Origin of the sequence: Pedobacter gandavensis (assembly GCF_032677645.1) — a bacterium.
Lineage (GTDB): Bacteria > Bacteroidota > Bacteroidia > Sphingobacteriales > Sphingobacteriaceae > Pedobacter > Pedobacter gandavensis_A.
In genome coordinates this window covers 127,543-145,766 of sequence record NZ_JAVTSB010000012.1, presented here as the reverse complement: position 1 = coordinate 145,766, position 18,224 = coordinate 127,543, and the positions used below count along the sequence as shown (strand labels likewise).

Annotated in this window: 16 protein-coding genes; 9 read left to right on the top strand and 7 right to left on the bottom strand. The window is 42.2% G+C overall.

Annotation, left to right across the window (positions count from 1 at the left end):
* Positions 1–68 precede the first annotated feature (68 nt).
* Genes ccoN through R2Q66_RS19655 form a run of 7 tightly spaced genes read left to right on the top strand, consistent with a single transcriptional unit; the run spans position 69 to position 6,115 of the window.
* The gene (gene ccoN / locus R2Q66_RS19685; protein WP_316752287.1) at positions 69–2,180 is read left to right on the top strand and encodes a cytochrome-c oxidase, cbb3-type subunit I; all 2,112 of its coding nucleotides are present in this window, start codon (positions 69–71) and stop codon (positions 2,178–2,180) included.
* A gap of 18 nt (positions 2,181–2,198) precedes the next feature.
* Positions 2,199–2,366 carry a hypothetical protein gene (locus tag R2Q66_RS19680; RefSeq protein WP_265843537.1) on the top strand — a complete coding sequence of 56 codons (168 nt, stop codon included), beginning with the start codon at positions 2,199–2,201 and terminating at the stop codon, positions 2,364–2,366.
* Positions 2,363–3,157: a cbb3-type cytochrome c oxidase N-terminal domain-containing protein gene (locus tag R2Q66_RS19675; protein WP_316752284.1), complete on the top strand. Its 795-nt coding sequence runs from the start codon at positions 2,363–2,365 to the stop codon at positions 3,155–3,157. The genes R2Q66_RS19680 and R2Q66_RS19675 overlap by 4 nt, the downstream gene beginning before the upstream one ends.
* A gap of 2 nt (positions 3,158–3,159) precedes the next feature.
* Positions 3,160–4,560 (top strand): cytochrome c oxidase accessory protein CcoG, encoded by a 1,401-nt coding sequence (gene ccoG, locus R2Q66_RS19670; RefSeq protein WP_316752282.1) that lies wholly within the window; start codon positions 3,160–3,162, stop codon positions 4,558–4,560.
* A complete protein-coding gene (locus R2Q66_RS19665) occupies positions 4,553–4,996 on the top strand; it encodes a FixH family protein (RefSeq protein WP_316752280.1) in 444 nt (147 codons plus the stop codon). Before ccoG ends, R2Q66_RS19665 begins: the two co-directional genes overlap by 8 nt.
* 20 nt (positions 4,997–5,016) lie before the next feature.
* Positions 5,017–5,679: a sulfite exporter TauE/SafE family protein gene (locus R2Q66_RS19660; RefSeq protein ID WP_316752278.1), complete on the top strand. Its 663-nt coding sequence runs from the start codon at positions 5,017–5,019 to the stop codon at positions 5,677–5,679.
* A 31-nt stretch (positions 5,680–5,710) separates the two neighbouring features.
* On the top strand, positions 5,711–6,115 hold the full coding sequence (locus tag R2Q66_RS19655; protein WP_316752274.1) for a group III truncated hemoglobin: 405 nt from the start codon (positions 5,711–5,713) through the stop codon (positions 6,113–6,115).
* A 64-nt stretch (positions 6,116–6,179) separates the two neighbouring features.
* Here the strand turns inward: R2Q66_RS19655 and hemN are convergent, their stop codons facing one another.
* The 4 genes from hemN to R2Q66_RS19635 form a co-directional block, all read right to left on the bottom strand.
* A complete protein-coding gene (gene hemN / locus R2Q66_RS19650; protein ID WP_316752273.1) occupies positions 6,180–7,538 on the bottom strand; it encodes an oxygen-independent coproporphyrinogen III oxidase in 1,359 nt (452 codons plus the stop codon).
* A gap of 1 nt (position 7,539) precedes the next feature.
* Positions 7,540–8,010 carry a lactate dehydrogenase gene (locus R2Q66_RS19645; protein ID WP_316752271.1) on the bottom strand — a complete coding sequence of 157 codons (471 nt, stop codon included), beginning with the start codon at positions 8,008–8,010 and terminating at the stop codon, positions 7,540–7,542.
* Positions 8,011–8,094: 84 nt separating this feature from the next.
* Entirely contained in the window at positions 8,095–9,159 is a 1,065-nt protein-coding gene (locus R2Q66_RS19640) for a response regulator (protein ID WP_316752269.1), read from the bottom strand.
* Between the two features lie 8 nt (positions 9,160–9,167).
* Positions 9,168–10,352, bottom strand: coding sequence for a PAS domain-containing sensor histidine kinase (locus R2Q66_RS19635; RefSeq protein ID WP_316752267.1), 1,185 nt, complete (start codon positions 10,350–10,352; stop codon positions 9,168–9,170).
* Between the two features lie 137 nt (positions 10,353–10,489).
* On the opposite strand from R2Q66_RS19635, the gene R2Q66_RS19630 reads away from it, so the two are divergent.
* Together R2Q66_RS19630 and R2Q66_RS19625 are read left to right on the top strand one after the other, a co-directional pair.
* Positions 10,490–12,259: a hypothetical protein gene (locus R2Q66_RS19630; RefSeq protein WP_316752265.1), complete on the top strand. Its 1,770-nt coding sequence runs from the start codon at positions 10,490–10,492 to the stop codon at positions 12,257–12,259.
* Positions 12,260–12,334: 75 nt separating this feature from the next.
* Positions 12,335–12,514: a hypothetical protein gene (locus R2Q66_RS19625; RefSeq protein WP_265843548.1), complete on the top strand. Its 180-nt coding sequence runs from the start codon at positions 12,335–12,337 to the stop codon at positions 12,512–12,514.
* Between the two features lie 181 nt (positions 12,515–12,695).
* Here R2Q66_RS19625 and R2Q66_RS19620 read toward each other — a convergent pair whose 3' ends face one another.
* From R2Q66_RS19620 to R2Q66_RS19610, 3 genes are all read right to left on the bottom strand, one after another.
* Entirely contained in the window at positions 12,696–15,209 is a 2,514-nt protein-coding gene (locus R2Q66_RS19620) for a family 20 glycosylhydrolase (protein ID WP_316752262.1), read from the bottom strand.
* Between the two features lie 16 nt (positions 15,210–15,225).
* Positions 15,226–16,347, bottom strand: coding sequence for a DUF5009 domain-containing protein (locus R2Q66_RS19615; RefSeq protein WP_316752259.1), 1,122 nt, complete (start codon positions 16,345–16,347; stop codon positions 15,226–15,228).
* Positions 16,348–16,422: 75 nt separating this feature from the next.
* A complete protein-coding gene (locus tag R2Q66_RS19610; protein WP_316752256.1) occupies positions 16,423–18,207 on the bottom strand; it encodes a RagB/SusD family nutrient uptake outer membrane protein in 1,785 nt (594 codons plus the stop codon).
* Between the last annotated feature and the right edge of the window lie 17 nt (positions 18,208–18,224).

Sequence of the window (18,224 nt, the reverse complement as noted above, 5' to 3'; positions counted from 1 at the left end):
GATGTCATTCTGTACCTGAGCACACCGACCTAATTTTACATCCATAAACAAGCAATCCATTTTTTAACATGACTGAAAAATTTTACTACGACAACAAGATCGTCAGGAACTTCGCAGTAGCCACCATTATCTGGGGCATCATCGGAATGACGGTCGGATTGCTCATTGCCATGCAGCTCTTCAAACCTGCATTAAATATGGGCTCCCAGTACACGACTTTCGGCCGGATCAGGCCGTTACACACCAACGCAGTGATCTTTGCCTTTGTAGGGAACGCGATTTTTATGGGTGTATATTATTCCCTCCAACGACTCCTCAAGGCGAGGATGTTCAGCGATGTACTCAGTAAAATACATTTCTGGGGCTGGCAGCTAATCATCATTGCGGCAGTAATTACCCTTCCTTTAGGCTTCACTTCCTCCCATGAATATGCAGAATTGGAATGGCCGATAGATATTGCCATTACGATCATCTGGGTGGTCTTTGGGGTCAATATGTTTGGAACCATCATCAAAAGAAGAGAGAAACACATGTATGTAGCCATCTGGTTTTACATTGCTACTTTCGTTACGGTGGCGGTTTTACATATTGTAAACTCCATCCAGCTACCGGTATCTGCGTTTAAAAGTTATTATCTATATGCAGGGGTACAAGATGCACTGGTACAATGGTGGTATGGACACAATGCGGTGGCTTTCTTTTTAACCACGCCTTACCTGGGGATGATGTATTATTTCCTTCCTAAAATGGCCAACCGCCCGGTTTATTCTTATAAGCTGAGTATTCTCCATTTCTGGTCATTAATTTTCATTTACATCTGGGCTGGTCCTCACCATTTATTATATACGTCTTTACCAAGTTGGGCACAATCGCTGGGTGTAGCCTTCTCGATCATGCTGATTGCACCAAGTTGGGGCGGTATGATCAATGGATTGCTAACGCTTCGTGGCGCCTGGGATAAAGTAAGAGAGGATTCCAGACTTAAATTTATGGTGGTCGGAATTACCGCTTATGGTATGGCCACCTTTGAAGGTCCGATGCTGGCATTAAAACAGATCAACGCCATTGCCCATTATACCGACTGGATAGTTGCACACGTACACGTTGGCGCGCTTGGCTGGAATGGTTTCTTAACCTTTGGTATCTTATATTGGTTGATTCCAAGAATTTACAGAACTGAATTATACTCTAAAAAACTGGTTTCTTTCCACTTCTGGATTGGCACTTTAGGTATCCTTTTCTATGCAGTGCCTTTATATTTCGCTGGTTTTACGCAAGGCTTGATGTGGAAAGAGTTTACAGCAGATGGGATGTTACGTTACCCTAACTTCCTCGAAACGGTGATCCAGATTCTTCCTATGTACGTTCTTAGAGCTATTGGTGGCGCATTATACCTTATTGGTGTAATAGTGATGACTTATAACCTAATTAAAACTGTGCGTTTAGGAAAACTGTTAGCTGACGAGCCGGCAGAAGCAATGCCAATACCAGCAGATTATGTTCCTCAGGGATCTGAGAAAAAATTCCACAGAGTGCTGGAACGTAAACCAATGGTTTTCATGGTGCTTTCTTTAATTGTGATCCTGATTGGTGGTATGATTGAAATGATGCCTACGTTCACGATCAAATCGAATATCCCAACGATATCTACCGTACAACCTTATAGTCCGCTGGAATTACAGGGACGTGATTTATACATCCGTGAAGGTTGTGTAAATTGTCACTCTCAAATGATTCGTCCATTCCGCTCAGAAACGGAAAGATATGGCGAATACAGTAAAGCAGGGGAATTTGTATACGACCATCCGCATTTATGGGGTTCTAAACGTACCGGTCCGGATTTACAACGCGAAGGTGGTAAATATGGCAATACCTGGCATTACAACCACATGCTGGATCCGCAAACGATGTCGCCGGGAAGTATCATGCCGCCTTATGAATGGCTGATTACGCAGACGCTGGATACCACCACTACCATCAGCAAGATCAATGCGATGCGCACTTTAGGTGTTCCTTATCCGGAAGGTTATGAGCATAAAGCAAACCGCGACCTGGATAAACAGGCCAAAGCGATTGCTGCAGACCTCCGTCAGAACAACATCAAAGTGAAAGATGATAAAGAAATCATTGCACTGATCGCTTATCTGCAACGTCTGGGAACAGATATTAAAGCACAATAACACCTAAACAACAACACTATGTTTAAGCAATTTTTAGATCAAGTAGAAGGAAGCCAGGTGTATTTAATCACCTCCCTTGGCATATTCCTGCTCTTTTTTATCCTGGTCGGCGTCCTCTTGCTAACCATGAAAAAAGAGGAAATAAAATATATGAGTGAATTACCTTTAAAAGACGATGAACAATGACAGATCTACTAATTTGGGCCCTGCTATTCACTGCAGTACTGATACTTGTAGTGGCCATACTGGTATTGAGGGTCATCAAAATCTATATTAAGGAAACACTTCATCCAACCAAATTCGCTTCTGAAGAAGAAAGGGAAAAATACAGGCTGGAGCAGGAGCAACTTGCCGCAGCAGAAGCGGAGAAACCATCTTTCTGGACCAGAATCATGGGATTGAGGCCTATTTCTGAGGAGAAAGACATCATGATGGAACATAAATTTGATGGCATTGCGGAGCTGGACAACCCTACTCCTGCCTGGTTTATGGTCTTGTTTTATGGAACTATCATTTTTGCCATCGGTTATATGCTCAACTACCATGTATTTGGCTGGGGCAAGCTACAGGAAGAAGAATATGCAATAGAGCTCCGTCAGGCGGAAGCAGACCGCATCGCCTACCTTCAAAAACCAGGTTCCGGTGGTCCAAAGATCAATGAGAATAATTTTGAGAAAAGTGATGATCCAGTGATGATCCAAAAAGGCGCAGCACTATTCAAAACAGCTTGTACACCTTGTCACGGAGAACATGCAGAAGGTGGCGTTGGTCCCAATTTAACGGACGAATACTGGTTGCATGGCGGAACACCAAGAGACATTTTCAGGACTATTAAACATGGTGTTCCTGATAAAGGAATGGTGGCCTGGGAAAAATCTATGAACGCCCAGCAAATCGCAGACATTACCAATTACATCCTTTCTATACAAGGAAGCAATCCTGCCGGGGCGAAAGCACCACAGGGTAAAAAAGATTAACTATGTCATCACAAAGCCCGGATCATTTCAGAGATCATATCTCTACTTTAACCGACGACGGACAGGCCCGAAAATGGCTTTATCCGAAGGTGATTAAAGGGAAGTTATATCAGTACCGCTCGCTGGTCAGTTATTTTTTCCTGACCTTACTATTTGCCGCCCCATTTATTAAATTAAATGGGGAGCAATTGGTGTTGCTTAATGTTTTAGAGCGGAAATTTGTATTCTTTGGGGTGATTTTCTGGCCTCAGGATTTCTACCTGTTTGTACTGGCGATATTAACCTTTATCGTATTCATTGTCTTGTTTACAGTCGTTTTTGGACGGGTCTTCTGCGGATGGGCCTGTCCTCAAACTATTTTTCTGGAAATGGTTTTCCGTAAAATAGAGATCTGGATAGAAGGCGATTCCAATAAGCGCAAAAAGTTAGATGACGGACCGCTAACCCGGGAGAAGTTCTTTAAAAAAGGATTTAAACACCTGCTTTATCTATTGATCTCCTTCTTTATTGCCAACATTTTTCTCGCTTATTTAATCAGCTCTGCTGCCCTGATCAACATCATGACAGAACCTGTCTCTTTACATCTAAGCGGCTTCATTTCGATCTGTGTATTTACCTTAGTTTTCTACCTGGTATTTTCCAGAATGAGAGAACTGGTTTGTACTGTAGTTTGCCCTTACGGGCGTTTGCAAGGCGTATTATTAGACAACCAGAGCATCATTGTAGCCTATGATTATGAACGCGGGGAACCCCGGGAAAAACGGGTTAAAGGCGCCGTAAATACTGGTGGCGACTGTATCGACTGCAAGCTTTGCGTGCAGGTTTGTCCAACGGGAATCGACATCAGGAATGGCACACAAATGGAATGTGTCAACTGTACCGCTTGTATTGATGCCTGTGATATGGTGATGGAGAAAATCCAGCGCCCTACCCGCCTGATCGGCTTCAAATCTGAGGATGAAATCAAAACGAAACAGCCTTTTAAACTGAATAAAAGAGTGTATGCGTATGCGGCTGTTTTAGCGCTGCTCATCGGCGTTCTCTCCTATCTCCTGATCACTAGAACGGATGTTAAAACGACCATCCTACGGGCCAGCGGAACCTTGTATCAAATGAGAGATAAAGAAAAGGCAGTGAGCAATCTATACAATGCAGAGCTGATCAATAAAACCAGCAAAAGCCTCAAATTTGAAATCGTACCGGATGATCCTGATGTGAAAATTCAGTACATTCAAAAACAAGATACCATCGCTTATGGTGGCGCAGCAAAACTTACGTTCTTTGTGATTATGCCGCAAGGAAAATTAAAGAAATACAAATCAGATATTGGTTTTAAACTGGTGTCGGATGGAAAAGTAGTCGATACTTTTGAAACTACCTTCATCGCACCGCTTAATGATTAAAGAAATGGAATGGAACTGGGGAACAAAATTAGTGATTGGGATGGGTTGTTTTATGGCCTTTATCATCGTCCTTGCAGTAAAGATGTTTAACAGCAGCCCTGATGCGCTGGTAGACAATGATTATTACGAGAAAGGCCTCAATTACGACAAGGAATATACCCTGAAAGAGCAGGTGAAAATGGATCATGCCAGTCCGGAAGTAAAGGTGGGCAGCGAAGGGATTATCCTGACTTTTAAAGCTGCTGCAGAAGGCAAAATCAACCTGGTCCGCACCGCGGATAAACGGATGGATAAAGTGATTCAAATCAAGACAGATGAAAAGAACCGGGCCGCAATTCCGTTAACAGGTATTGCAAAAGGCCGTTGGAAACTGATTATCAACTGGAATAGTGCAGGTAAATCCTATTTGGATGAGCAGGAGGTCATGGTAGAATGAGTAACGAAAAACTTGCCTTCATGATTGGATTGCTAGGGAGCGTACATTGCATTGGCATGTGCGGTCCCCTTGCCTTTGCCGTCCCATCCTTAAAACAGGGATGGGCTTTTCTGGTATTGGATAAATTGCTTTACCAATTGGGCAGGATTGTTTCTTATTGCTTTTTAGGCCTGGTTATCGGCTTAATCGGACAACAATTGTGGATGGCTGGTTTGCAACAGGGACTCAGCATCTTTAGCGGAATCCTCATCGTGATGGCAGCCTGCTCCAGGTTGTTCAAAATTCAAATGCTCAAAAACACCCCTTCCGTATTCCTGAAGCCTTTTCATCAGCTATTTGGCTATGCTTTAAAGCATAAAGCCAATCATTTGATCATTGGCATCATCAATGGTTTTCTTCCCTGTGGTTTCGTTTATCTGGCCATGGCAGGTGCCTTAAATACCGGTAGCGTAACTGGTTCTGCCCTTTATATGGTTTGGTTCGGACTGGGTACTTTACCCCTGATGTTCATTGCCACCCTTAGCATCGGTTTTACGGGTACTTTAGTCCGCAAAAAGATCAACCGGGTGATTCCTTATTTTATGCTCTTTCTGGGGATCTGGTTTATCCTGAGAGGAATGGAACTGAACATCCCTTATTTAAGTCCGGCAAGTACCGGGCAGGGCGTTGCAGAATGCAGGTAATTACCTGAAATCATCGTAAATTAGTATTCTAATGACAACTACTCCAATAAAAAGAGATATAAAAGATCAGGAAGACATTCGTTTTCTGGTGATCGAATTTTACAATAAAGCCTTAACAGATGAGGTGATCGGACCGGTATTTAAAGCGGCAAACTTCGCTTTGGAAGCGCACATTCCGGTGATGGTTACTTTCTGGGAAACGATCCTACTCGATGTGGTCACTTATAAAGGAAACCCGATGCTCAAGCACATTGCTTTAAACAAAGAGGTTCCCTTACATGGCGCGCATTTTGACCGCTGGATGAAAATCTGGGAAGAGACAATTAAGACTAATTTTGAAGGCCCTGTGGCAGATCAGGCGATCTCCAGAGCTTCTTCTATCGGACAATTGATGCAATATAAAATCAAGCAGGCAAGTTCGCCAACCGGCTTATAAAAGAAAATGGCGACCGTTCATCGCGGCCGCCATTTCTGACATTTGAGACTTAAAACTAAATTCTTTATCCGGTAAGACTGAACAGTTCAGTTTGAGGCTGATCTGCCCAATACCTGTAATCCAGGGCCATGCAGATGTTTCTTAAAAATCTTTTTCCTAATGGAGTAACCCTCAGGTTATCCTCAGAAAGGAAGACCAGACCATCTAAAGCCAGCCAGCGCATCCGCTGTAATCCTTCTGCAAAGTCCGGAGAAGCTGCTTCTTCTTCCGTCCAGTAGGTATATCCTTTACACATGATGTTCAGAATATGCTTGCGGATCGCCATATCTTTTTCGTTTAGCAAATGACCCTTTACCACGGGTAGCTGTCCTGCATTAACTATTTTCAGGTATTCTTCAACGGTTTTCACGTTTTGTGCAAATGCAGTCCAGGTATCGCTTATGGAAGACACGCCTAGACCCACCATTAATTTACTGTATTGATGGGTATATCCCATGAAATTACGGTGTAGTTTTCCTTTGATTTCGGCTTCGTATAAACTATCAGTTACCAGGGTATAATGATCCATACCAACGTCCAGGTAGCCTCCGGCTTTCAAGGTCTTACAACCCAACTCATACAAGTCCTGTTTTAATTTTGGAGAAGGAAGATCCTGCTCCGTATATCTTCTTTGTCCGGGTTTAACCCATGGTACGTGTGCGTAACTGTAAAAAGCAATGCGGTCTGGTTTTAATTTCAACACCGACTCCAGTGTATCAGAAAGCCCTTCGATTCGTTGCTGAGGCAGACCATAAATCAGATCGTAATTGATAGAAGTATATCCTAAAGCCCTTGCTTTTAAGGTCACCTGTTCTACTTCTTCATAGGTTTGCATCCGGTTGATGATCAGCTGTACCTGAGGATCAAAATCCTGAATACCTAAACTCAACCTCCTGAATCCTAATCGCTTTAAAATCACCAGATGCGCATCACTGGTATTTCCCGGATGTGCTTCGAAGCTAAATTCAGCCTCTTCATGCAGATCTGCGTATTGTAGAATACCATCCATTAGCATTTTTAAATTTGCTGCACTAAAGAATGTTGGCGTACCACCACCTAAATGTAATTCCTTAATTACCGGGCGATTTTCAAAAACATTCAGGTACAACTGCCATTCCTTCAATAGTGCCTCGATATAAGGAGATTCTACTTTATGGTTTTTAGTGATTCTGGTGTTACATCCGCAATAGGTACATAGACTTTCACAAAAAGGAAGGTGAATGTAAATACTGATTCCTTCTTTGTCATTACTTTCTCTAAAGGATTTAGAAACTGCTTTTTCCCAGTCATTTACCGTAAAACCTGCTGTATTCCAATAAGGAACAGTCGGGTAGCTGGTATAACGTGGCGCAGGAACATGGTATTTTGAAATGAGGTGGTTCATACTAGTGGTGCTGAGGTTTGCTATTTGGGTTTAATAAAGAATGCGCCTGATCGCATGATCTGGAACATACACAGGCGTTCCCTAAACACTTCTTTTGCTGCCATTTATCGAGGTTTACAATGGTTTCTACTGCTAATGCCATAGGCAATTCCTTTTCCGAAAGTGCTAACAGCGCTTCCAGAGGAACATTGGCAATCTTTATATTTCTTAAATTAGCAGCTTCCTGGTCGATATGACGGGTTGCGGTAGAGCGTGTTGCGATAAATTTCACCCCGAGGTCAGCCAATCTGTTGATCACCTGAGCAGAAACATCATCTTCACTGAATACGATGACAGCTTCTTTACCTGCGGCATAAGAAGCTGTCTCTGAACCCAAAGAATTGGATATCAGTGTAATATCGTGTTTTTTATTATTGGCGATGGCCAATGGTTCTTTTTCAAATGACTTAATGCTATATGCGACAACTCTCATGCTGGTTCGGATTATTAATAATCAAAGTTAGCATGTAGCAATAGCGGAGGGAATGAGTTTCGTCAGTTGAAAAAGTGATCCTCGTCAGTTTTTCATTTGTTGCAGTTTCAATTGATCAAGAACAATGATCTGACTGCCTTTTCTTTCTATGATACCTTCGTCTTTAAAATCGCTGAGAATCCGGCTTACCGTTTCCGTTGCCATACCAGCCATTGCAGCCAGATTGTCTCTGGAAACTCTCAGAATCATTTCAACATCCTGATCCTCCTGCTTGCATAATCTGGACAATACTTCGGCCATTCTCTTTCTCACAGAATGATAGGCCAGTTGTAACAACTGCTCCTCTTTATCTTGTAGGTTATTAGAGATCAAGTGAATAAACTGTCGGGCTACATCCGGATAACGGCTGAGTAAATCATCCATTAAATCTTTTGGCAGCATACATACGGTACTATCTTCCAATGCTTCCGCGCTTTCTTTATAAGGTGCATTGAGCAATAAAGAAGTAATTCCGAAATAATCTTCCGCACCATACATTCCGGTAAGCAACTCCCGCCCATCTTCGCTTAACTTAAAAGTTTTCACCTTACCATTCATCACCAGGTAAACGCCGGAAACACTATCACCTTCATAATAGATTATTTGTTTCTTTTTAACCGCACGTACTTTCCTTGCGGCGATTAATTTCTCCAGTTCCTGTAAACCAGAGGTATTACTGAACAAGACACTCAGGTTCTCCAGCGATTTGCTATAAAAGATCTGTTGTTTGTCTCTTTTGCTGAGTCTACTTTCTATGGCACTTAACAGTTCCACATCATCAAAAGGCTTGGTCAGGTAATCATCGGCACCCATTTCCATTCCTTTACGCATATCCATCCGCTCGGCTTTCGCCGTCAGAAAGATAAAAGGAATGGTTGCCGTTTGTTCTTTTTTATGAAGTAAATAGAGCACCCCATAGCCATCCAGCTCCGGCATCATGATGTCACATAAGATCACATCAGGCAGATGATCCGTCGCAAGGTCTACGCCTATCCGCCCATTAACAGCTTGCAATACGTCGTAACCTGCCAGTTGTAATATCTCAGCAGTACTTTCCCGGATGTCATCGTTATCTTCTATAATAAGTACCTGTATCTGTGTCTTCTTCATTCGTATTTTTATTTATTAAAGGACAAAACAAATTTAGTCCCCTTGTGCAGCGTACTTTCAAAATCCAGATCGCCTCTCATTAATGTTGCGTAACGGAGTACAATATTCAGGCCTAACCCTGTTCCAGGGATATTGCCAGTATTGTGCGCACGGAAAAATGGCTGGAACAAATGTTTATGATCTGATTCCGGAATCCCGATTCCATTGTCTTTGATCGTCACTACACACTGATTTTCTGTGATTTCTGTATTGAATTCGATAAAAGTATTTTCACCTGAATATTTGATCGCATTGGAGATCAGATTAATCATACAGTTTTTCAATAGATTGGGATCCAGATCCACTGTACTTTGCAGTCCGGTGTGTTGATAAATGATATTCTGGTCTTGTTTGGCCATCATCTGCATTTCTTCAGTAATCTCTTCTGCGAGTCTAACCAGATCAAAAGAAACAAAGGTAGGCTCTACTTTTCCAGCTTCCAGACGTTCCAGAGACAGAAAATCATTTAATATCGTGGTCAGATTGCTGACGGCATTTTTGATCTTACTGACATGCTTGCTGATATTTTTATTGTCAAATGGCTCAGCATATTTATCGATCAGTGAAGCAGAAAGTTGTACAGAACTCAATGGTGTTCTGAATTCATGTGAGGCCATGGATACAAACCTACTTTTCAATTGATTCAGTTCTTTTTCTTTTTCAAGGGAAAGACTGACTTCTTCCTTGGCTTCACTTAATGCGGTTACTGTTTTTTTGAGTGATTTTGTACGCTCTTCTACCAGTTCTTCTAATTCCGCAGCATACTCCCTCAGGCGTTCTTCTGCTTCTTTTTCTTTGGAAAGATCATGGATAAATCCAGTATAAATGATACGATCAAGATATTGCACTTCACTTACTGCCAGACGAAAAGGAAAAGTACTCCGGTCTTTTCTCAGGCCTTTAACCTCTCTACCCTTTCCAATAATTCTCTTTTCTCCGGTCGATTGGTAACGGTGAAGGTAGCCATCATGGCCGCTTCTATCCGGTTCTGGCATCAAAAAAGAAATATTCTTCCCTTCTACTTCATCAAAAGAATATCCAAATAACCGCAATGCTGCCGGATTAAGGCTTTCAATCTTACCCCTGTCATCAATGGTAATAATCCCATCAATAGCAGTTTCAATAATGGCCTTTAATAACCTTGCCTCTTCCATGTTGTACTTTTTACAAATATAATAATTACTATCGTACAGGGCTAATAACCTCAATCATACAAAAGTGTGACTAATATCATGTTTTTAAAATTAAATAGTCTGTTCATTTGCGATTCAAGTACTATTTATCTCATCCAATGAACCATACTTTTCATATCCCCGTCTTAGGCTTAGGCTATTCTATTGATACACCTTTAAAAGTAGCCAGATATGGCATCTCCTCTGTTGTTTCCATCGTAGATGATGAATTGACGGAGCGCATGCGAAAATACCATGAGGAACAAGCCAAAGGAACTTATACACTGATCGAAAAAACAGCCGAAGACAGCAGAGCAAAAAGAATTACCGCCTATCTCAACTTGCTGGATCAGCAGGTAAAAAATCAGTTTGAAGCCTTAAAAAAGCAATCTTTTGAAACAGAAACCGACCTGAATCATTATTTCGACTTGTTACCTGAATATTCTCCATGGAAACAAAAGTATCAGGAAATGAAAAACTTACCGGATGGCCCGCAGAAAACAACGGAACAGGCGGAATTGCTACAGGCCATGGTACCCGGGGCGATTGATGTGAACATTATGTCTAAAGTAGACAAGGTAAATTACCATGCAAATCAGGAAAGTAAAGGTGACGATTTTACAGATGCACTGGCTGCCATGCGTGGTTTCAATAATAGCACCTTGAATTCTTCAGTGATTATTTCCGCAGGGTTAAACCCGCGTTTATATGCTTACATGGAGAAATGTAACAGCTTTTATCCGGACCATACCGGAGCCTTTCCAAAGAAAATCATTCTTAAAGTAAGTGATTTCCGTTCTGCCCTGATTCAGGCCAAAATGCTGGCTAAAAAGGGCTTATGGGTATCCGAATTCCGTGTAGAATCGGGTTTAAATTGTGGCGGACATGCTTTTGCAACAGAAGGCTTCTTGTTAGGTCCTATCCTCGAAGAATTTAAGCAAAAACGCAGGGAATTAGCAGCAGAGCTTTACCAGATGTATGTTAATGCCTTAAAAAGTAAAGAAATAGCCGAAATCGCCTTACCCGAACAGCGCATTACGGCACAAGGTGGAATTGGAACAGCCGAAGAACATCAGTTTCTGCTCAACTATTACGAGCTGGATGCAGCTGGATGGGGTAGCCCCTTTCTATTGGTGCCGGAAGCGACAAATGTAGACGACGAAACCTTGAACCATTTGGCGACAGCTGTTGCGGATGACTATTACCTGAGCAATTCTTCGCCACTGGGTGTGCTTTTCAATAATTTCAGGAAAAGTACAGCCGAAGAACAACGACTGCAACGACTGGAAAAAGGCCGCCCTGGCAGCCCATGCACCAAGAAATTCTTATGTACGAACACAGAATTTACCGCAGAACCGATCTGTACGGCATCCAGAGAATACCAAAACCTGAAAATAAAACAACTTAGGGAACAAGAGCTTACCGAACTTGATTACCAACGCCAATTTGAAGCCATTACAGAAAAAGTCTGTCTTTGTGAAGGGCTTTGTGCTTCTACGTATCTTAAGGTTGGCATTTTAAAACCAAGAGAAAATAAGGCCGTCAGCATTTGTCCGGGCCCCAATCTGGCTTTCTTTCAGGGTAAGTATTCCCTGAAAGAAATGATCAACCATATCTACGGTCGCGAAAACCTGTTGGCAGATGTTGTCCGCCCAAACTTGTTCATCAATGAACTCAATTTATATGTAGACTATCTGAAAAAAGACATCGCCAGTCAGCTGGAAGAAATCACGGCCAAAAAAGATAAATACTTCAACAAGTTTAAAATGCAGTTACTGGATGGGATCACTTATTACCGTGCGCTCATTCCTGAGTTAAAATTACAAGACAACCTATCTGTTGAAACCATGATGAAACAACTACTTAGTGCAGAAAAGAGTTTGGGTTAATCAAATGTATTTTTTTACTATATTAGTTAAAAGGAATTTCGATACTATAATTAAAACACCATGGAAAAAGAAGCTATGAAATCATTACTGGGCATCATTGATCAGCAAGTTAGTTCTTCGATTTTAGGAGGAATGGAAGAAGAGTATGAAGAATTAGAAAGACTAGGGTACATCCACATCAACAGAGACCGCGTTCAACATGCTGCCTCTATTACTCCTGAGGGGATGGAATTCCTATATCACGATAAAGAATAAGGTCACATTGTCATTAAATTGTTTTTATTTTTCAACCCTGAAACTTTTTAATAACAATATCCGTTATATGATCAGTTTGTTTGGTTTAGGTTGATCTGTGGTGGGTCGGCCATTATTAAAAACAGGGATAGATCTCTCCGATTCATCCCTGTTTTTTTGTTTAAAACCTATTTAATTCGGATCAGTTAACCTGCACACTTCGTCCCCCCCTGTTTGCCACATTGAAGACCCGAAACTTTGCCCCCTTCTGATAAGGTATTGCAGTAGTATAGATCTTGCTGTTCGCTTCAGGCTCCCTGCCATCCGTGGTATAACGGATAATGAATCCCGGCAATTGCCCGTTTGCAGCAATCCGGCCATCGGCTACATTCAATCCCGGCGTTGGAATACGGTAACTAAAACCGCCTGCATAATGACTTAATCTTGGCAGCTCTTTTTTACCCAGCACATTTACAAATTCCGACCAGGCCTGATCATATAACAGCTTTCCTTTTTCGGAATCTTGTGTTATCGCCCAATCCGGATCTTTTGCCCAGGCACGTTCTGCTAATCCCAGCAATTTAGGCAATAACATATATTCGAATTGAGCTGACGTTTTGATGTTTTCACTCCATAATGGGGCCTGTAATCCAACGATATTTGATTTACCAAGATCTGTTAAACGCTCTTTGTTTTTGTAACGCTCCGGATCTGCGGGATTCCCCTCTTCATCCTCCTTTACATTCTGATAGTAGTTATAAGGCACGAAATAGAAAAGCTTGTCTACATCCACATAACCACCCCAATTCTGTCCTCTTTCCTCAAAGCTTTTGTTTACAGTGAGGTCTATATAAAAATTGGTTACCGGGGTCAAGACCACTTTATAGCCTGCATTTGCCATTTTATAGGCGAGATCTTCATTGCCATGGAGGTTATTCCAAACATCAACATGAAAGTTCTCCTTGAAAAAGCGAGGCTCAGGCAGCATTTTCATTTTGCCATTTTGCTCCTGTTTACGGAGTCCGATTTCTTCCCAGCCAGATAAGTACAGCGATTTGGATTGCAACATTTTATTCAGTTTACTAAAGAAGTAAAACCACAATTCGTCGGTTCCTTTAACGTCCGGTTGCTTGATGGCCAGTTGAGCCGCAGCCGGTGATTTCTCCCATACGCCTGCAGGCACCTCATCGCCACCAAAATGGATGGTGGTTAATGGTGCATTTGCTTCCTTATACATCGCGATCAGCTCGTTGGTTACCTTCTCGAGGAAGTTATAGCTGGAAGGTAAAGCCACATTGATCACATTGTCATCAAAGCCCTGTACAGACCGGTATTTACTCTGATCTTTTACCTCACTAAGCAGGTAAAATTCAGCCGCGTTTTTATCTCCTGCTTTTAGCAATCGCTGATACCGGGCATCCATTGCTTTAATGGCAGCTCTGGCATGGCCAGGTGTTTCAATTTCAGGGATCACGCGGATATGTCTTGCAGTAGCATATTTCAAAATTTCAATATAATCTGCTTTGGTATAAAAACCTGTTCCTGAGTTTAAGCCAGACGTAGGTCCGGAGCCGTAGGCAGGCAAAATCTGGCTCGTTTCCTCTACCGAATGACCGCGTTGTCCGCCAACAGCAGTCAGCTCTGGTAATCCAGGAATTTCTAAGCGCCAGCCTTCATCTTCTGTCAGGTGAAAATGAAAGACATTTAGTTTATACAAGCCCATTAAATCCAACACTTTGAGTACTTCAGATTTAGGTTGAAAATTCCGACCTACATCCATCATAAAGCCTCTAAAGCCAAACCTCGGACTGTCCTCAACTTCTACTTCAGGTATATTGATCTCCTTTTTCAGTTTTCCCCAGGCATTTGCCGGGAACATACTTTTCAAAGATTGTACCGCATAAAAAGCCCCTGCCGGACTAGATGCAGCAATGGTAATTTTCTTTGGGCTAACGCTGAGCTGATAAGCTTCCTTGCCCAGTTGATCATCCATCCGGAAAACAATTTCTCCGGTACCCGGTATGGCCTTCGCGCCTGCTCTTTCGCCCAGTACTTTAGCCATTTCCTCCGACAGTAAGGTCGCTTCATTTGCAAAAGCAGGTATCGCTACCACCGTTACTGCTGCAGTCAGGTTAAATACACCATCCCGCTTCACAGACTGTACCGGCGTAGGAAAAATCAAGGGCAGTTGGTTTTCCGGAATATCTTTAATCTTTTTATTCTCCTGGTAAGCTTTCGCCGCAACCTCTTGTTCTAAGGCTAAATGAGCCGCAAAAGGCTGAAAAACTACATTTTTAATGGCCAAACCCTGATCAGGTTTATGATCCCAAACCAGATAAAACCCCTGAGGTCGTTCGGTAATATTAGGCATCGCTTCGGTGGTCAGACGGAGTTTAACCGCAGCACCAAGCGCAATAGCCGCAAAGGATTGCCTGGGTGATAAACGGAATAGTGCCCCGTTTACCAGCTTCACATCGGCCAACAGTGTATCTGCCCCAACCACATTCAACTCCCTGGAATTGAAGTAAATTTTCCAGCCGGAAGCAGGTAAAGGACTTTTTCCATTGTTTTTTATGGTCAATATCAGACCATCTTTAAGATTAGTCTGCTCCCAGTTTAATCCCAAATCAGCAGCAGCAGCAGGGCTTGATTTCTGAGCTTTAGCCATACTGCTGATGCTAAACATAAAAAAAGAAGCAAGGATATAAATTTTCATAGGTCTTTAAATTTGGTTAAACTCTGATGTATATTTTCTTCTTGTCCAGCACATAGCCAATCAGCCAGCACACCAGCATAAAGCAGATGGCAAACAACAAGGAGCCTAAGGGGCCGGGTGCAACCGCCTGAAAAAATACGGTATTGATCCAGCCATTAAAATCAGAGCCCGGGAATATTGTATTGACGATAATCAACAGTAAATCAGCTACAATATAAATAAACAGTGGGTTCTTACCAAACACGGTAAAAAACCCGGTCCATTTCATAAGAGACTTTATTTCAATAACATAAATCAATGCTGCGATGATAATCAGGTCCAAACCACAGGTGATCAATACGAAAGAACTGCTCCATAATTTCTTGTTAATCGGGAAGGCGAAATTCCAGCACCAGGCCAGGAATACCAGTACTACCCCGGCCAATAATAATTTAGCAATACTTTCAAAACCTTTACCCTTTTCCTGAATAAACTTGCCGGCAAAATAGCCTATGATCACATTTACACAAGATGGAATGGTACTTAAAATACCTTCCGGATCAAAGGGAATCCCTTCACCATGATACAGGTGTGCATTGCCCAATACAAACTGATCCAGATACTGTCCGGCATTTCCAGTCATGCTTAAAGGATCACTTGAGTCTCCAAAAAACAGCAAGAGCAGCCAGTAGCCGATTAGAAACAACACACTCCATACAACCACCCACCTGGTCGACAAATAATGAATCATTAAAGAAACAATCCCATAGCATAAGCCAATCCGCTGTAAGACGCCCATAATCCGCGTATTGCCAATTGGTGCAAAGCTGATTCCGCCAGCCTCATTGTAATGAAAAAACGGGAACCAGTACATCAGATAACCGATTAGAAAGATGAGCAGTGTTCTTTTAAAGATTTTAAAAAGCACTTCCCCATCATTCATCAGGACAAACTTTTTCATAGAAAAGCTCATGGCATTCCCTACCGCAAAAAGAAAAGAAGGAAAAACCAGGTCTGTGGGGGTAAACCCATGCCAGGCGGCATGTTCTAACATAGAGAAAGGCTGGGCGCCACTTCCGGGTGTATTCACAATGATCATAAAACAGACCGTCATCCCCCGAAATACATCCAGTGATAAAAAACGTTGTGGTTGGTTCATCAAATAAAGAGTTAAGTTTAACAGGAATGAAAGAGTGGCAACAACCACTCTTTCATTAAATATACAGTGGAATAGTTAATAGCCTGTATTTTGTTTTAAGACCGCAGCTCCATTGGCGCGACTCAAATCGATTTGTCGTTGTGGAATCGGGTAAATATCATTTTTCCCTTTGATATACTTTCCATTTCTAACATCAGAAGTTAGTTTCCCCTGATAGTTGAAATAGGCATTCAATTCTGTTTCTGCGATACCCCAACGAACCAGATCAAAAAAACGATGACCTTCCATCGCCAGTTCAATTTTACGCTCAAAATAAATGGCAGATAAAGCATAAGCCTTTCCTTTACCAGGAAAATCACCGGCAGGATATTCATTTATTTTATAGTTGGCCGCGGGTGTACTTGAAAACCCGGCTAAAGGATTACTATCGTCCTTATATTTATAGACCCAACCGATAGGATTAGCTGCACGTGCCCTCACGATATCTACATATTCCTGAGCTTTCGCTAAACTTCCTGCCTGGGCTTCGGCCTCTGCTCCCATTAAGAGTACATCAGCGAAACGAATCACCAGGTAATTGATTGCAGAACCTGGTGCCCAGGTCGTTTTATCTTCATCTGTTGCTCTTGTTGCCTGCCAGTAAATGTTCTTTTTAGGACCATATGGACCTCCGTAGCGCTGATCTCTGATCCATGGTTCACCAGGATAATTTCCCCAGTCTAAATAAGGGACTCCACGTCTTCCTGCGGTCCAGTCGAGGCGCGGATCTAAAGTTCCCTCATCTGGTTGAAAAGGTTCTCCACCTTTAATTCCCATATCATTATCCACCGCATTCTCGTTATAATCGGTCAGGTATGGAAGTCCGGTTAACGAATCAGTTCTAAAATGGTTGACTAAATCAATCGAAGGCTGAAAAAATCCGCAGCAACCAAAAGGGCTTTTCCCGTAGGGGAAATTCAACATATCTCCATTATTCCCTAGAGAAGGGCCATTGGCATCTACATTTGCCGACATCTGGATGGCAAAAACCACTTCAGAATTATCTTCTTTACTCGGTTTATAATTATCGGCAAATTCTTCATTCAGTTCATATTTCTTACCACTGCTGGTTACACCGGAAGCGATCACTACGTCGAACAGGTCTCTGGCTTCTTTAAATTTATGCTGATATAGATAAGCTTTAGCGAGGTAAGCCCCTGCTGCCCATTTATTAACCCTGCCAATTTCCGATTGTGTTTCCGGCAGATTATCGTACGCAAATTTAAGGTCTTCTACAATTTTCGGCCAGATGTCTGTGGTATTTGGTTGATTAAATATGGTGGTTGTTTCATCTATCCAAGGCACCATATTCCACATTTTCTTCAACTCAAAATAATAATGTGCCCTTAAAAACTTATCCTGAGCTTGTATTTGTGTCCGTTCATCGGCGCTCAGGTCAGTGGCTTGTGATAGAATCAGCAAGACATCATTGGTTCTTTTAACGCCTTCGTATAAAGCTTTCCATTTGGCATTAAAAAAGGAATTTGTAGCATCGGCATAAAACTTCATAATAGGGTCAATTCCCGGCTGATCACTCCCATCACTCCCTTTAGAAGCATCGCCACCGGCAATGGCACCGAATACCCAATTACTTGGAGAACCTGCCCAGGCATCTCCACCGCCTAATGCGGTATTTCCACCGCCCATGCCATCCAATGCAGCATAGGCACCTATTAATAAATTATTCACCCCATTCTTATTGGTGATAATTTCCTTAGTTAAGGAACCAAGGGGCGGTTGTTCCAGTGCTTTCTTGCAAGAAAAAAATAATTGTCCTGTAAAAAACAGCACCGTTAACAATAGATATGTTGATTTTTTCATTTGTTTAAGCCGTTAAT

Coding starts and splice junctions, on each gene's coding strand:
- ccoN (WP_316752287.1), top strand. CDS start 69: ATGACTGAAAAATTTTACTACGACAACAAGATCGTCAGGAACTTCGCA.
- R2Q66_RS19680 (WP_265843537.1), top strand. CDS start 2,199: ATGTTTAAGCAATTTTTAGATCAAGTAGAAGGAAGCCAGGTGTATTTA.
- R2Q66_RS19675 (WP_316752284.1), top strand. CDS start 2,363: ATGACAGATCTACTAATTTGGGCCCTGCTATTCACTGCAGTACTGATA.
- ccoG (WP_316752282.1), top strand. CDS start 3,160: ATGTCATCACAAAGCCCGGATCATTTCAGAGATCATATCTCTACTTTA.
- R2Q66_RS19665 (WP_316752280.1), top strand. CDS start 4,553: ATGATTAAAGAAATGGAATGGAACTGGGGAACAAAATTAGTGATTGGG.
- R2Q66_RS19660 (WP_316752278.1), top strand. CDS start 5,017: ATGATTGGATTGCTAGGGAGCGTACATTGCATTGGCATGTGCGGTCCC.
- R2Q66_RS19655 (WP_316752274.1), top strand. CDS start 5,711: ATGACAACTACTCCAATAAAAAGAGATATAAAAGATCAGGAAGACATT.
- hemN (WP_316752273.1), bottom strand. CDS start 7,538: ATGAACCACCTCATTTCAAAATACCATGTTCCTGCGCCACGTTATACC.
- R2Q66_RS19645 (WP_316752271.1), bottom strand. CDS start 8,010: ATGAGAGTTGTCGCATATAGCATTAAGTCATTTGAAAAAGAACCATTG.
- R2Q66_RS19640 (WP_316752269.1), bottom strand. CDS start 9,159: ATGAAGAAGACACAGATACAGGTACTTATTATAGAAGATAACGATGAC.
- R2Q66_RS19635 (WP_316752267.1), bottom strand. CDS start 10,352: ATGGAAGAGGCAAGGTTATTAAAGGCCATTATTGAAACTGCTATTGAT.
- R2Q66_RS19630 (WP_316752265.1), top strand. CDS start 10,490: ATGAACCATACTTTTCATATCCCCGTCTTAGGCTTAGGCTATTCTATT.
- R2Q66_RS19625 (WP_265843548.1), top strand. CDS start 12,335: ATGAAATCATTACTGGGCATCATTGATCAGCAAGTTAGTTCTTCGATT.
- R2Q66_RS19620 (WP_316752262.1), bottom strand. CDS start 15,209: ATGAAAATTTATATCCTTGCTTCTTTTTTTATGTTTAGCATCAGCAGT.
- R2Q66_RS19615 (WP_316752259.1), bottom strand. CDS start 16,347: ATGAACCAACCACAACGTTTTTTATCACTGGATGTATTTCGGGGGATG.
- R2Q66_RS19610 (WP_316752256.1), bottom strand. CDS start 18,207: ATGAAAAAATCAACATATCTATTGTTAACGGTGCTGTTTTTTACAGGA.